This is a genomic window from Flavobacterium tiangeerense, from assembly GCF_007830355.1.
In the GTDB taxonomy this organism is placed as follows: domain Bacteria; phylum Bacteroidota; class Bacteroidia; order Flavobacteriales; family Flavobacteriaceae; genus Flavobacterium; species Flavobacterium tiangeerense.
The window spans coordinates 63559-78302 of record NZ_VLKO01000010.1 but is presented as its reverse complement, the minus strand read 5'-3'; the positions used below and the strand labels follow the sequence as shown (position 1 = coordinate 78302).

Genomic DNA, 14744 nt, shown 5'->3' with positions numbered 1-14744 from the left:
GATCAATACGGATCTACTTTTTGGTGGAAAGATAAGAACGGCGCGGATTGTTCTACGCAATGGTCTCCATTTGCAACAGATACTACTTATTTTGAGCCAAGCAAAAAAGAGTTTATACAAAACTTTAGAGTGCTTGATTTAGAGGTATTATTGAAAAAATTAATACAAGAAGGTGTAACAATTGTGGGTGATATGCAGACTTATGAGTACGGAAAATTTGCTTGGATACTGGATTGCGAAGGAAATAAAATTGAACTTTGGGAGCCAATTGACGCTGCCTTTTTATAAATGAGAATATATAAACTACTTAATTAACTAATATTAACTAACGATGGAAAATCAAAAATACGAATCTTGGAATCAACCACAACATAACCGACAAGACAATAAGAAACTTCCAGCAGGGTTGCTCGCTATTCTTTTAGGACCTTTAGCAATTCATAAGTTTTTTTTGGGTTACACCACCGAAGGGATTATTTGGTTATTGATTAGTTTGTTTACCTGTGGAACCGTAACGACTTTATTAGGACTTATTGAAGGGATTATTTATTTGACAAAATCAGATGAAGAGTTTTTTCAAACGTATCAAGTAGGTAAAAAGGCATGGTTTTAAAACATAAAAAATCCCGTCTTATCTTTTTAGGACGAGACGGGATTTATATAATGCTACTGATATTAATCTTCTTTTTCGGCTAATTTTCGTTCTAGTTCGGCCTGAAATTCTTCCATTACCGGTTTCATAGTGCTTTCGGGAATGTCAGCTATTCTTATGTACATGAGGCCATCTACCGCGTTATTAAATAGTGGATCTACATTAAAGGCCACAACTTTGGCGTTTTGTTTGATGTATTTTTTAATCAAAACAGGTAAGCGCAAACTGCCAGGTTCCAATTCGTCAATTATTTTGTCAAATTTATTCAAATCAGCTTCAGTCTCGTTGAAAATGAAATCTTTATCGGCATCTTTAAGTTTGACTTTATATGCTTTTTTAGGATGAATATATTGAGCAATATAAGGATCATAATAATTTGATTTCATAAACTCAATCATCAGTGATTTTGAAAAATCAGAAAATTGATTGCTGATACTTACCCCGCCCAATAAAAATTTATGCTCTGGATAACGTAATGTAGTGTGCATAATTCCTTTCCAAAGCAAGAAAAGTGGCATTGGTTTTTGTTGGTATTCCTTAATGATAAACGCGCGACCCATTTCTATGGATTTGTGCATCATATCATATAATTCAGGTTCAAATCTAAATAAATCGTTGAGGTAAAAACCATTTATGCCATATTTAGGGTAAATTTCGGCTCCTAATCCCATTCGGTATGCACCTGCAATTTTGTTAGCTTCGTTATCCCACAAAAATAAGTGGTGGTAATATTGATCGTGCTTGTCAAGATCTATAGATTCATTGGTGCCTTCGCCTACTTCTCTAAAAGTAATTTCGCGAAGACGGCCTATTTCATGAAGAATATTTGGAATTTTTGAAGCTCTTGCAAAAAACACTTCGTAGTTTTTACTTTGCAGTAAGCGGCAATCTGTTGTACGCAATCCTTCTACTTCCTTGATCATTTTGTCTTGGCTTGCAGCCGTAACAATCGTTTTTGGACTTTTAGGAATTTTTAAGGTAGGAGTAGGTAAAAATGGGCTTTCCTTTTCAAAAGGATTAGCCAGCATATAGGTTTTCTTCCTTAAAAACTCAGAGTATTCCTCAAGAGTAGTGTGCTCGTTTTGCTCATTTACAGAGATTGGTTTGCCTATACGAACTTTGATTACTCTACGTTTTTGACTAAAAACTTCAGATGGCAATTTTGCTGTTCTAAAAGTCCCACTAATCTTAGAAAGCAAGTAAAACAACCTACTGTTTTTTGCATGAAAATAGATAGGGACAACAGGAACTTGTGCTTTTCTAATGACTTTAATAGCGCCCTCTTCCCAAGGTTTGTCAACCATTAATTTACCATCTTTATATGTAGAAACCTCACCTGCAGGAAACATACCTAGAGGTTTGCCATCACTTAAATGACGCAGTGTTTCTTTAATGCCTACCACGCTTGATTTTACATCCTTATGATTTTCAAAAGGATTTACAGGCATGATGTATTTTTTTAACGGAGTTATGCGGTGTAATAAAAAATTAGCGATAATTTTAAAATTTGGCTCGCGTTCTAGCATTAATTTTAATAACAAAACGCCATCAATTCCGCCAAGTGGGTGGTTTGAGATGGTAATATAGGCGCCTTCTTTTGGTAATCTTTTTAAGTCTTCTTCTGGGATTTCGAATTTTATTTTTAAATCATCAAGAACTCCATTCAAAAAAGCGACATCTTCTAGGTGTTTGTTTCTATTGTATACTTTATTCAAGGTAGAGATTTTTAGCACCTTCATTAATATCCAGCCAGAAAACGTACCCAAAACGCCGTACTTGTCTGCATTAATTGCTTTTGCAACTTCTTTCGCGGTAACTAGACCCATGTATTTTTTTTCTTTATTTTAGTGCAAGAAACAAAGATAGCAAAAAACTCCATTTTCTCTATTTTTCTACATCAAACTTCTACTTTTTTGTTACATTTGAAACGTATATTTTTAAACAAGATTTTAAAACTAATACATAAAATTGGGTATTTAGGTTCTAAATTAAGCCTGATGATTTTAATGTTAATTTCAATTTTTTTTCCTGATGAGAATTATTTCATACAATGTAAATGGTATTAGAGCAGCCATTACAAAAGGTTTTCTAGAATGGTTACAGCATGCAAATCCTGATGTTATATGCCTACAAGAAATTAAGGCTACTGAAGATCAAATTCCAGTTGATGCCATTACACAAGCAGGTTATCCCTATCAATATTACTATCCAGCTACAAAAAAGGGGTATAGTGGTGTGGCAATTTTGTCTAAAACAAAACCTAATTCTGTTTTTTATGGTACGGGAATTGAGCATATGGATTTTGAGGGGCGTAATCTTCGAGCTGATTTTGATTCGGTATCTGTTATGAGTTTATACTTGCCTTCTGGAACAAATATGGATAGATTGGATCATAAATTTATGTTTATGGATGATTTTCAAAACTACATCAACGAACTCAAAAAAGAAATTCCCAATCTAGTAATTTGCGGCGATTATAATATTTGTCATGAAGCAATAGATATTCATGATCCAGTGCGAAATAAAAATGTTTCTGGATTTTTGCCTCAAGAGAGAGCTTGGCTTGATCAGTTTATGAAATCAGGATTTGTAGATAGTTTTAGACATTTTAACAAGGAGCCTCATCAATATTCATGGTGGAGTTACCGTGCTGGAGCAAGAGGAAATAATAAAGGATGGAGGATTGATTACAATCTTGTAAGTGAAAATTTAAAACATAAATTAAAAAGAGCTGTAATTTTAGCAGATGCTGTGCACTCAGATCATTGCCCTATTTTGGTTGAAATAGAGTAGTAGGATCAGGAGCTTGTTCCCGCTCTCGCTATAAATGTAATTCACTGAACTCCTGCGTTTATAAAAATTGAGTGAAGTAATCTTATTGTTTTTAAAAACAACAACAAGGATTTTTACTGCTATTGGGGCTTGAGGAATGCTCTTAGCTTAATGACTTCGGGGTATTAAATAATTGAATCAACATAAATACTAAAACAAATGATAAAAAAAATTTCAATCGGATTGTTGGTACTCGCATTATCAACATCTTGTGTTTCCAAGAAAATATACAATGATCTAGAAAGTAAATTTACTGATCTTAAAAAAGAAAATAGAACTTTAGCTGATGAAAACGCTACGCTATCGCAAGCTAAAAACCAACTCGAAATAGACCGAGACGCCTTAAAAGCTGATCTTGACAAATCTACAGTTGCTCTTGCCAGAGCAGCAGCAGATTTAGAAGCAAGTAAAAACAAGTATAAAATGCTTCAAGATTCCTATACCGCGCTAGAAAAAAATAGTGGTGATGCGCTACAAAGCAACATGAAGAAAAACAGGGATTTGCTGGACCAACTAGATGAAAAAGGGAGAGCACTAGCACTAGAGCAAGAGCGTTTGAGTAAAAGTGCACAAAGACTGAAAGAACTTGAAGATTTGATTGCTGCCAAAGAAGCAAGCATGAAAAAACTAAAAGAAACTTTGTCTAAAGCCTTGAATAGTTTTGAAGGAAAAGGCTTGACCGTTGAGCAAAAAAACGGGAAAGTATATGTATCTATGGAGAATAAACTCCTTTTTAACTCAGGAAGTTGGGCTGTAGGATCTGAAGGTAAAAAAGCGGTTGTAGAACTAGGGAAAGTATTGGGAGATAATCCAGATATTTCTGTACTGATTGAAGGTCACACAGATGATGATGCCTTTACAGCATCTGGTCCTATTGCAGATAACTGGGACTTGTCTACAAAAAGAGCCACTTCAATTGTTGGTATTTTGAGCGAAAACAAAAAAATAAACAAGCAAAATTTAACTGCTGCTGGAAGAGGTGAATTTTCACCATTAGGAAGTAATTCAACTGCTGAGGGTAAAGCAAAAAATCGAAGAATCGAAATTATCTTAACGCCAAGATTAGATGCAATCGCAGAGATGTTGAATGATATAAATTAATTTTTCCATAGTCAAAAGTCATAAAGTCGTCAAGTAAAACAATTGACTTTATGACTTTTGACTTTTTAACGTTACGACTTTATGAAATACACTACTTTACCCAATACTGATATAAAAGTCAGTAAAATATGTTTGGGTACAATGACTTTTGGTCAACAAAACACTGAGGCTGAGGGTCACGCCCAAATGGACTATGCACTAGAAAACGGAGTTAATTTTTTTGATACTGCGGAGATGTATTCTATTCCAGCGAATAAAGATACCTATGGAAGTACTGAGAGAATTATAGGGACTTGGCTTAAAAAATCAGGCAAAAGAGAATCGATTGTTTTGGCATCCAAAATCGCGGGTCCTAATCCTAATTTTGGGTATATGAGAGAAAAGTTAGATTTCTCGCCAGCGAGCATCAAGTTTGCTTTAGACGAAAGTCTAAAACGACTGCAAACCGATTATCTGGATGTGTACCAATTACACTGGCCAGAGCGCAAAACGAATTATTTCGGGCAACGCGGCTATACAGTACAAGAGGATGCTTGGGAAGATAACATTCACGCTGTCTTGGAAACTCTGGACAGTTTTGTAAAAGCTGGAAAAATCAAGCATATTGGGTTGTCAAATGAAAATCCATGGGGAATCATGCGTTTTTTGGAAGAAAGCAAATACAACAATCTGCCAAGAGTAAAAACGATTCAAAATCCCTATTCATTGTTAAACCGTCTTTTTGAAAATGCTTCCGCTGAAGTTTGTCTGAGAGAAAATGTAGGTTTATTGGCGTATTCCCCGATGGCATTTGGTATTTTATCTGGAAAATTCCTAACCGGTGAATCACATCCAAAAGCACGCCTTACTTTATTCCCGCAATACTCTAGATACAACAGCGAGCAAAGTACTCAAGCCACTCGTTTGTATCATGAAATTGCAATTAAAAACGGATTGACCTTGACAGAACTGTCTTTGGCATTTATAGAACAACAGCCTTTTGTAACTAGCACGATCATTGGAGCTACAACATTAGAACAGTTAAAAGAAAACATTGACACGATTCAAGTGACACTTTCGGAGGAGGTTTTAAAAGACATTGATGCAGTACAAGCTGCAATTCCAGATCCGGCACCTTAATTTAAAAATAGTATTTTTTTAAGAACAACCCTTTGTATTGATCCTTCCTTAACAAAAACTCCAGCAGAAAATGAGTCATTTCTGCTGGAGTTTTTTGTTTCTAGGAGAGATTTAGAAATCAAATTCAGTCCCTTCGGCAAGTGAATCTACTTTTATTAAGGTTGAATCTAGTACTTTGAACTTTATAAAAGAACGTGCAGGTCCTGAGACAAAAATAGGTATTGAAGTATACAAGGTGTCTTCTGGAGTCAAGAGTCCTCTTCGAAGCATTATTTTTGTCAAAAAAAGCTCTTGTTTTGTGGCAAAATCTTTCAATAATCCTTGATCGTTAAACTGATACATAAATTTCTTAGGACTCGGAATAATTCGAGCCAAGTATAAGCATTCATTTAGCGACAACTCCGCTGGTGTTTTCTGGAAATAAAACTGACTCGCTTCACCTATTCCGTATACATTTGGACCCCATTCGATAATGTTAAAATACACTTCCAGCATCCGTTCTTTGCTCACAATGCGGTTGTTTTCAAGGATGTAAACTAATAATATTTCTTCAAGCTTTCGCGAAAGCGTTTTTTCTCTGCTCAAAAAAGCATTTTTCACGAGTTGCATACTTATAGTACTAGCACCACGAGCAAACTTTTTGGTTCTAATGTTTTTTACAATCGATTGTTTGAAGGCCTCACTGATAAAGCCGCGATGTGAGAAAAACGAAGGATCCTCAGTAGTTAAAACTGATTTTTGCAGGTAAGGCGAAATTTGATCTAATGGGGTGTAATTAGGGTTTGCGGTACCCACAAGAACTGGTCTTTGTAAAACGTTATTAATCAAGGCTTGGTACACAAACTCTCCATTGAGCTTGGTTAAGTTCGCGTCGCCATATTTTGTAATTTTTAAGTTTTCTTTCTTTAAAGTACTGTCAAAAACCAAACGGTTGGGTTTGTTTTGATTGAAAGCAAAATCCAATTTATAGGAGAAAGTTCCGCTTGCTTCCATGCCTTTGAAATGCGTAAACAAGCCTTCAGGTAAGGAGGTTATGAAATCCTGAGCTTTCATTTTTGGGATATTTACCTTTAGTTTGTATAGCGTGTCAAGAGCAGTGTCATAGGCAAGGTAAGGATGGAATTTTATCTTATTGAGTTGTACGGTTGAGGTACTGTCAATAGAAATGAAATCGGAACCTAATAAAAAACGGTAGTCAAACTTAGCATTTTGCAACACTACATCTTTATTGGCTATTTTAGGATGATTGATTTTTAAATTGGCAATAGCCATAAAGCCAGCAATGTGTAGCTCATCGCCATCTTTGTCAATGTTTTCAAGATTTAATCGTATGGTGTTGAAACTAGTTTTCAAGTTGAAACGTTCATCAAAATACGGGAGTTTAATGGCGCCAGTATCAATGTTTACAAACTGAATATCTGCTTTTTTATTTCTTGGATCTGCAAAACCTTTAAGTTTCCACCGTTGTGAGATGGTATTGGTTTCTACTTTTATGGATGTCTCCAATTGTTTATTCGCTAAACGTAGTTTTTGAAAATTGATGTTTGTTTTATTGCCGTTATCATCTATTTTAAAAGCAAGGTTGTCTAGCACCATATCTGTAGGAACTAAATTCAATATTTTGGTAATTAGAGCATAAGCGAATTCGGCGTAATCCCTTTTTTCATTGGTTTTTTCCGCTGAGGGATCCTTTTTCAAGAACGTATCAAAGTTTCTTTTTTTTCCTTTTTTTACCAGTTGAATGTAACCGTTTTGTATGTCTAATGTTCCCAGTTGCACCTCGCCCGAAATTAGTTTCAAGAGGTTCACCGTTGTTTTTATTTTTTCAATTTTAAAAAGAGTATCAGCATCTTTAGGTACGAGCGTAATTCCAGTCATGCTAAGGCCAGATAAACCATCAAATGAGGCTTTTTTAACGGTGAAACTACTGTTGTATTCTACCGTCATTTCATTTGAAATTTTATCTAAAGTTTGTTGTAAAACGGCATCTCTAAAAATAAAAAAACCTCCAACAATAAGGCATATTACCACGAGGAGTATCTTAAAAAAAAGACCAATTTTTTGTTTTGTGGTTTTCATGTTTACTGTATTGATTTGGGGTGGCTAAAATAGCAACTTTTCCCTTGTTTTGTATACGGTTAACCTAAAGTTTAATAAACCATTAGCATATAGATTGTTTAGGGCTATTTTACTTGTGAAAGCAGTTGTTGCTACAAACTACTTTTTTTGTAATTCCTCTGCTATTTCTAGTAGCAGTAAATCTACATTTTGTTTTTGTGTTCCGTATTTTATTTGGAGTGGAGAGGCTTCGCCCATTCGGTTGTAATATTCCAGTGCTTTATTGGCAAAAAAGCGTTTGTGAAAATGAGAAAGTTCAGGAACTTGCGGATATTGTTCATGAAAAAGCATTTCATAATAAGCCTGCCATTCTCTCTCATTTTTATCATGAATAGTGTTTTCAGGCATTTTTTGTGCCACGTGAATCATCTCATGCAGGAGTAAGTTGAGCATTAAATGAAGCGGATATTCAAAAGTGTTCTCTGGTATCCGAATAATTTGTGGTTCACCCAAAGCACCTTCGGTAGTCATTAGGATGAATTCAGGCTTGGCTTTTTCTCTGAGTTCAAAACCTTTAAAGTTAGGGTGTGTAAGGCCGTATTCTTCCATCAAGAACTGTGCTGCAGCAATAGTTTCTCCCATTTCATGAAAGGAGTTTACAATTTGTAGTTGGTCTTGATAGGTTTTCATTGTAGGGTGGTAGTAAAGTTGTTTTAGTTTTTTAGTTATGCAATTGAATGGTAAATATATACTTTAAATTGTTTTTACTAAATAGGATGTGTCCAAAACGCAGTTTATTTTTATTCCTAGTCTAGTTATTATGACTACAAATAAAACAGCCTAACAAAGCAAACGATTGTTAGGCTGTAATAGTATTTGATTTTGTAGGTTACAGGATCGCTTTGGCTCCAAAATCAGCTACAAGGTGATCGTCTTCTACGGTGCTTCCGCTTACTCCAATAGCTCCTATTACTTCACCAGCATTGTTTTTGATAACAACACCTCCTGGAAATGTAATCAATCCGCCATTACTGTGCTCAATGTTGTATAGCGGAGCTTCAGGTTTTACTAACGGCGTTAAAGTTGCAGTGTCCATTGTGAACCATGCAGATGTTTTTGCTTTTTTGAATGAAATGTCAATAGATCCTATCCAAGCGCCATCCATTCTGGCGAATGCTACTAAATTTGCACCTGCGTCTACTACGCAAATGTCCATTTTAGTTCCAATTTCTTCTGATTTGATTTTTGCTGCAGCGATTACTGCTTCTGCTTGTTGTAATGTAATGTTCATTTTTTATACTTATTTGGTTGTAAATTGGGTAATTAATTCCGTTGGAGTTGCACTTAAAGCTTTGCTGATTGGGCATCCAAGTTTTACCGCTAACTTCACCCGTTAAATGTAGTTTGGTTACGGAGATTTCAAATCTATCGCAAGCAGCGTCGAGTGCTACTTTGACCTCAATTTTATTATCTTTTATAGTGCGCTACAATTGTTGCTTTTGCTAGGGTGTTGGCCCATAAGTTGTAACCAACTAACTCTGGGTTTGCAGTAGCGTCTAGTCCTAGTTTGTCTGTTTTTAGTGCGTAAACGGTGAAAATATAGGTGTGTATGCCATGACCTACCGGTGGACATGGACCACCAAAACCAGTTGCCCCAAAGCTTGTAGTACTTTGTACAGTTCCTGCTGGCATTAAATTTAAGGCTGGATTTCCTGCTTTTGAAACAATTTCATTCACATTGGTAGGAATGTTAAAGGCTACCCAATGCCACCATCCTGCTCCTGTAGGTGCATCTGGATCGTAACAAGTAATGGCAAAACTCTTAGTTCCCTCAGGAGCATTTTCCCAACTTAATTGTGGCGATGTATTGTTTCCGTTACAGCCAAATCCATTAAATTCATTTTGAATGGTAAAGGATCCGCCCATATCTTTACTGCTTAGTGTAAATGTTTTTTGAGCAAAAAGCGTACTTGTAAATAGTAGTACTGCTGATAAAAATAAAATTGATTTTTGCATGGCTAATGGTTTTAAATTACAATGCAAAAGTCATTAATAAGGAGGTAAACTCTAAAACTAAAAAGCTCAAAAAATGTTGCTAAAAGTTCAAATATTGATTTGTGATTGTTTGGGAGTGGTTCCAAATTTGTTTTTGTAAGCTTGAACAAAACTAGACAAATTTTCAAAGCCTATTTGCTCATAGACATCAGAGGCGCGCATTTTTTTGGTTTGTAGTAAGTAAGCTGCGTGTTCTAATCTTTTTTCTTGAAACCATCGTATTGGACTTGTGTGAAATTCTTTATCAAAGTTGCGTTTAAAAGTGGAAACACTCATGTTGCATAAAAACGAAAGTTCTTGGATGCTTAAATTGTTCAAAGCATTTTTGTGCATCGTATCTACAAATGATTTTGCCGATGGATTTTGGTGATGTACAAAATTCAATAAAAAATCGATTCCCTTCATTTGAACGAGATACAATAATATTTCCTCAAATTTCAACGGCAGCATTTTGTTGACAAAGTCAATAGGTTGCGACTGAAGGTGTATTAAACTTTTAACAATATTTTGAATGACACGATCATATTCGGCTATGATAAATGGATCGTTATTTTGAGTTGTATTGTTTTTATAATCGTATTTCTTTAGAAAGTCTTCAACGGCTTTGTCTGAAAAAAATAGCAACATGCTGCGGTAATTTTGGCTCAAAGAAATGCTTTCGCTCATCAAGCAATTACCAGATTTGATAATGACAAATTTATCGTTTTCAATACGTGTTGTATGGTTTTGGGTAATGAGTTCTTTGGTTCCGTTGAGTAAAAAACTAAAAACATTTTTGGAAAGCTGCACCTTGTTTTTATTGATGCTTTTTGAAATAAAATATTCATACAGTTGTAGTTCACTATCGCTGTTGGTTTCTATTTGCTCAGGTAAATATTGAATTTCCATTTTATAATTTAAATTTTTCTACAATAAATATAGTTATCCAAATAGCTCACTTGCTACATCTTCTATTTTAGCGACCATCCTAATTTGTATACCCGTGTTTTTTAAAGTGATTTTATTGTATTTGGATACAAAAATGGTCGAAAATCCTAATTTTTCAGCTTCCTGAATGCGCTGATCCACTCTATTAACAGGACGTATTTCGCCTGAAAGTCCTACTTCGCCAGCAAAACAAAAATCTTTATTAACCGGAATGTCTTCATTTGAAGATAAGATGGCTGCTACTACGGCTAAGTCAATTGCAGGATCATCTACTGAAATTCCTCCTGTAATATTCAAAAATACATCTTTGGCGCCAAGCCTAAAACCAGCTCTTTTTTCGAGTACTGCCAAAATCATGTTGAGCCTTTTTGCATTATATCCGGTTGTACTTCGTTGCGGCGTTCCATATACCGCGGTGCTTACGAGTGCTTGAATTTCTATCATCAAAGGTCGCATGCCTTCCAGAGTTGAGGCAATTGCCGTACCTGATAATTCCTCGTTTTTATGTGAAATTAATATCTCTGATGGGTTGGCTACTTCTCGCAAGCCACTTCCAAGCATTTCATAAATTCCTATTTCGGCCGTGGAGCCAAAACGGTTTTTCAGAGAGCGTAAAATACGGTATACGTGATTTCGGTCTCCTTCAAACTGCAACACCGTGTCTACCATGTGTTCTAGAATTTTAGGACCAGCAATGTTTCCATCTTTTGTAATATGACCAATTAAAATGACAGGAATGTTGGTTTCTTTGGCAAATTTGATCAATTCGGCGGTAGTTTCCCTAATTTGAGAAATACTCCCTGGAGTCGATTCAATATAATCCGTATGCAAGGTTTGAATGGAATCTATAATTACAATCTCTGGTTGAATGGCTTCAATTTGTTTGAAGATGTTTTGTGTCTTGGTTTCGGTCAAGATGTAACAATTGTCTCCGCTTGGTGTAATCCTTTCGGCACGCATTTTTATTTGCTTCTGACTTTCCTCGCCGGATACGTACAAGGTTTTGTAGGGTAATTTCAAGGAAATTTGTAGCAAAAGCGTACTTTTTCCAATGCCTGGTTCACCGCCTAAAAGAATTAAAGAACCAGGTACAATACCACCACCTAAAACGCGGTTCAATTCGCCATCAGTAGTATCCATGCGAATCTCTTTTGCTGAATCAATTTCATTAATTCGCAAGGGTCTTGGTGCTTTGCTAGTAGGAGTGGGTTCGCTCTTCCAAGCCACTTTTTCTTGCTTCTGAATTATTTCTTCGGCAATAGTATTCCATTCTTTACAGGAGTTGCATTGTCCTTGCCATTTGGCATATTGCGCACCACAGTTTTGGCAAAAAAAAGTAGTTTTTACTTTTGACATTATTTTTTTGGTATTTGAGTAGTCATATCCTCGTATTTTTCAAGCATCATCGTTTTAGTCAAATCCCCTATCTCTTCTTGTTGTGAAGCTGTTTGATAGTATTTTGCTGCTCTTTTGGGTTCGCCCAATTTTTCATACATCAAACCTAGTTCATAATCTGATAGCATGGATTTTGGGTAATTAACTGTTGCAATTTCTGCTAATTGTCCCAGTTCTGAGTAGGCTTTATTTTTTAGTATTGCGGCTTCAATGGCTTTAAAATCATTGAGTCTTACTAGAGTTCTTAAACCTAAATTTTCATAAAGAGTGTCATAGCGTGCCGCTAAATAGTCTACATAACCAGAGGGTAAACTGGCTATTTTCTCACTAAATTCTAATGAAGAAATTGGTTTGTAAGATTCAAAGAAATGGTAAAGCGCATTAGGAATTGCTTGAAGTACCACAGCATAATGTGATGTGTTTTTAAAATTATCAAATTTATAGTGTACTAATGGATTTTTAACCTCCTGTAAGCCAGCATCTAGGTTTTTGATTCCATTTTGAATTTTGCGGATGTCACCATCTCCATTTGCTTGGTAATAAAAAATTGATTTTTTGGTTTTTGAAAGTTCATCCGGTAATCTTTCCTGCATGCCTTTTGTAAGTTCAGGTGCAAGTGAAATATAGGCTTGAAATAGCGGATTTTCTTTGTACAGAAAATAGTTTAAAAAACCTGCGGTAGTGTCATGTCCAGCAATGATTCTAAACGGTGCTGTGGGATATTTTTTTTCTAGATAAGGTATCAACTCTCCTCCTATAAAATTAAAAAATTGGGCCCCTTTACCAGTGAGTTCATCCTCTATGTCATCATGCATAGAGTCATCTATGCGTTCGTTTTTTTGATTTTGATGAATGCCAACAATAATGGTTTCAGGAAGATCATCCCAGTAGGCACCATATTGTAACGCGCCATAAAAGGGATCAAATAAATAATCTCCATCTAAAAGGATCAAGATTGGATATTTTTTATTTGGATTTTTTTCTATTGATAGCGGCAGGCTTATAGTCAGTTCTCTCTTCTCTCCGAGTATTTGAGAATCGAATGTAAAGGATGTTTTTTGAGAAAAAACGGTCACGCTAAACAGCAATAATAATAGTGTCTTTTTCATTACAAGATTAGATTTGGTAGGGGTCTTATGTTATGTGTAATTTACAAAGCAAGATACTATAATATTTGTTTTTACAGTAGGTGTTTTCTTTTTTTATGTTGTAAGTCTTAATGTGGCTGTGATTTTAGGATTTTAATTGGTTAATTATTCAATTAGGTTTCTATAATATTTTGTACAAAAAAACCACAAACACTGCCTATAACTAAGTTGCGTGTTTGTGGTAGTGTCATTATAACCTACTTGTGTTAGCAGGTTTATGTTAGTGAATTGTCATTTTCATTAGGGAAAATAACCCATGGTTTAAATGTTTTTGCTTCCTCAAAGTCCATGCCTGCATACGAAATGATAATAATGATATCATCTTTTTGTACCTTTCTGGCAGCGGGACCGTTTAGTGTAATGGTTCCGGAGTTCTTTTCTCCTTTGATGGCGTAGGTTTCAAAACGTTCTCCGTTATTGATGTTTACAATTGAAACTTTCTCACCTTCAATAATATTAGATGCTTCTAACAGGGATTCATCAATAGTAATAGAGCCGATATAATTTAAATCTGCTCCGGTTACTTTAACGCGGTGAATTTTTGATTTTAAGACTTGGATTTGCATGCTACAAAGGTAAATTAATTTAATGAAATGGTATCAATCAATCTAATATTGTTGACTATTACCGCTATAAAAGCTCTGTATTTTTTAGTTTTATTTTTTCGAGTGCAGGTTAAAAGTGTTGCTTCGTCTGCAATGGTAAAATATTCAAGAGTGAATTGCGTGTTATTTTCAAATGCTTTTTGAACCCATTTAGAAATTGTAAGTGTGCTGTCTTTTGAGAATTTATCTTTTGCAGTTCTCAAAATTTTGTAAATCAGTGAGGCTTGCTCTCGTTCTTGAGGTGTTAAACGTTCATTTCTAGAACTCATAGCTAGATTATTGGCTTCTCTGTGTATGGGACAACCTATAACATTTACTTGAAGTTGATTTTTAGAAACCATCTTTTTTACAATTTGTAATTGTTGGAAATCTTTTTCTCCAAAATAGGCGTTGTTGGGAGTGACAATCTCAAACAAACGTTTTACAATGGTACCTACACCATTAAAATGACCAGGTCTAAACTTGCCTTCCATTTGGTTTTCTAGTCCGTCAAAATCAAATGATTGGGAAGTTGGTTTTCCGTCATAAATATCCTCAACAGTTGGCGCATACAAAATAATGCTGTCGTCAAGATTTGTAAGTTTATTAACATCTTCGTCCAGCGTTCGGGGATATTTTTCTAGGTCCTCTGGATTGTTAAACTGTGTAGGGTTAACAAAAATACTAACCACTGTAGCGTTATTTTCTTCTAATGATTTTTTCATTAAAGCTAAGTGACCTTCATGCAAAGCGCCCATTGTAGGAACAAACCCAATAGTCTTTTGACTATCTTTAATAGATTTTAAATAGTCCATCAAAGGTGCTTTTCCATAGAAAATTGGCATGGCAGTATTATTAAAATTAAATGCAAAC

The 14744-nt window shown here is 35.3% G+C and carries 14 protein-coding genes; 4 read left to right on the top strand and 10 right to left on the bottom strand.

Going from position 1 to position 14744, the window contains the following annotated elements; translation table 11 throughout:
- The first annotated feature begins 331 nt into the window (after nt 1-331).
- Entirely contained in the window at nt 332-613 is a 282-nt protein-coding gene (locus IQ05_RS12485; RefSeq protein WP_144893438.1) for a TM2 domain-containing protein, read from the top strand.
- 62 nt (nt 614-675) lie between these two features.
- Here IQ05_RS12485 and IQ05_RS12480 read toward each other — a convergent pair whose 3' ends face one another.
- Nucleotides 676-2478, bottom strand: coding sequence for a GNAT family N-acyltransferase (locus tag IQ05_RS12480; RefSeq protein ID WP_086453085.1), 1803 nt, complete (start codon nt 2476-2478; stop codon nt 676-678).
- Nucleotides 2479-2683: 205 nt separating this feature from the next.
- Between IQ05_RS12480 and IQ05_RS12475 the strand changes: the two genes are divergently transcribed.
- The 3 genes from IQ05_RS12475 to IQ05_RS12465 all read left to right on the top strand — a co-directional run bounded on the left by IQ05_RS12475 (nt 2684) and on the right by IQ05_RS12465 (nt 5704).
- Nucleotides 2684-3445 (top strand): exodeoxyribonuclease III, encoded by a 762-nt coding sequence (locus IQ05_RS12475; RefSeq protein WP_144893436.1) that lies wholly within the window; start codon nt 2684-2686, stop codon nt 3443-3445.
- A gap of 198 nt (nt 3446-3643) precedes the next feature.
- Nucleotides 3644-4585, top strand: a complete 942-nt coding sequence (locus IQ05_RS12470; protein ID WP_144893434.1) for an OmpA family protein — start codon at nt 3644-3646, stop codon at nt 4583-4585.
- Nucleotides 4586-4666: 81 nt separating this feature from the next.
- Complete coding sequence (locus IQ05_RS12465; protein WP_144893432.1) at nt 4667-5704, top strand: aldo/keto reductase; 1038 nt, start codon at nt 4667-4669, stop codon at nt 5702-5704.
- Between the two features lie 111 nt (nt 5705-5815).
- Here IQ05_RS12465 and IQ05_RS12460 read toward each other — a convergent pair whose 3' ends face one another.
- The 9 genes from IQ05_RS12460 to panC form a co-directional block, all read right to left on the bottom strand.
- Nucleotides 5816-7783 carry a transglycosylase domain-containing protein gene (locus IQ05_RS12460; protein ID WP_144893430.1) on the bottom strand — a complete coding sequence of 656 codons (1968 nt, stop codon included), beginning with the start codon at nt 7781-7783 and terminating at the stop codon, nt 5816-5818.
- Nucleotides 7784-7921: 138 nt separating this feature from the next.
- Nucleotides 7922-8452, bottom strand: a complete 531-nt coding sequence (locus IQ05_RS12455) for a hypothetical protein (protein WP_144893428.1) — start codon at nt 8450-8452, stop codon at nt 7922-7924.
- A 199-nt stretch (nt 8453-8651) separates the two neighbouring features.
- Nucleotides 8652-9053, bottom strand: coding sequence for a GlcG/HbpS family heme-binding protein (locus tag IQ05_RS12450; RefSeq protein WP_144893426.1), 402 nt, complete (start codon nt 9051-9053; stop codon nt 8652-8654).
- A 176-nt stretch (nt 9054-9229) separates the two neighbouring features.
- The gene (locus tag IQ05_RS12445) at nt 9230-9778 is read right to left on the bottom strand and encodes a YbhB/YbcL family Raf kinase inhibitor-like protein (RefSeq protein ID WP_144893424.1); all 549 of its coding nucleotides are present in this window, start codon (nt 9776-9778) and stop codon (nt 9230-9232) included.
- 87 nt (nt 9779-9865) lie between these two features.
- Nucleotides 9866-10705, bottom strand: a complete 840-nt coding sequence (locus tag IQ05_RS12440) for a helix-turn-helix domain-containing protein (protein ID WP_144893422.1) — start codon at nt 10703-10705, stop codon at nt 9866-9868.
- A 33-nt stretch (nt 10706-10738) separates the two neighbouring features.
- Nucleotides 10739-12100 carry a DNA repair protein RadA gene (gene radA / locus IQ05_RS12435; RefSeq protein WP_144893420.1) on the bottom strand — a complete coding sequence of 454 codons (1362 nt, stop codon included), beginning with the start codon at nt 12098-12100 and terminating at the stop codon, nt 10739-10741.
- A complete protein-coding gene (locus IQ05_RS12430; RefSeq protein WP_144893418.1) occupies nt 12100-13248 on the bottom strand; it encodes an alpha/beta hydrolase-fold protein in 1149 nt (382 codons plus the stop codon). The genes radA and IQ05_RS12430 overlap by 1 nt, the downstream gene beginning before the upstream one ends.
- A gap of 254 nt (nt 13249-13502) precedes the next feature.
- Nucleotides 13503-13853, bottom strand: a complete 351-nt coding sequence (gene panD / locus IQ05_RS12425) for an aspartate 1-decarboxylase (RefSeq protein WP_086453096.1) — start codon at nt 13851-13853, stop codon at nt 13503-13505.
- 14 nt (nt 13854-13867) lie between these two features.
- The gene (gene panC / locus IQ05_RS12420; RefSeq protein ID WP_144893416.1) at nt 13868-14716 is read right to left on the bottom strand and encodes a pantoate--beta-alanine ligase; all 849 of its coding nucleotides are present in this window, start codon (nt 14714-14716) and stop codon (nt 13868-13870) included.
- Between the last annotated feature and the right edge of the window lie 28 nt (nt 14717-14744).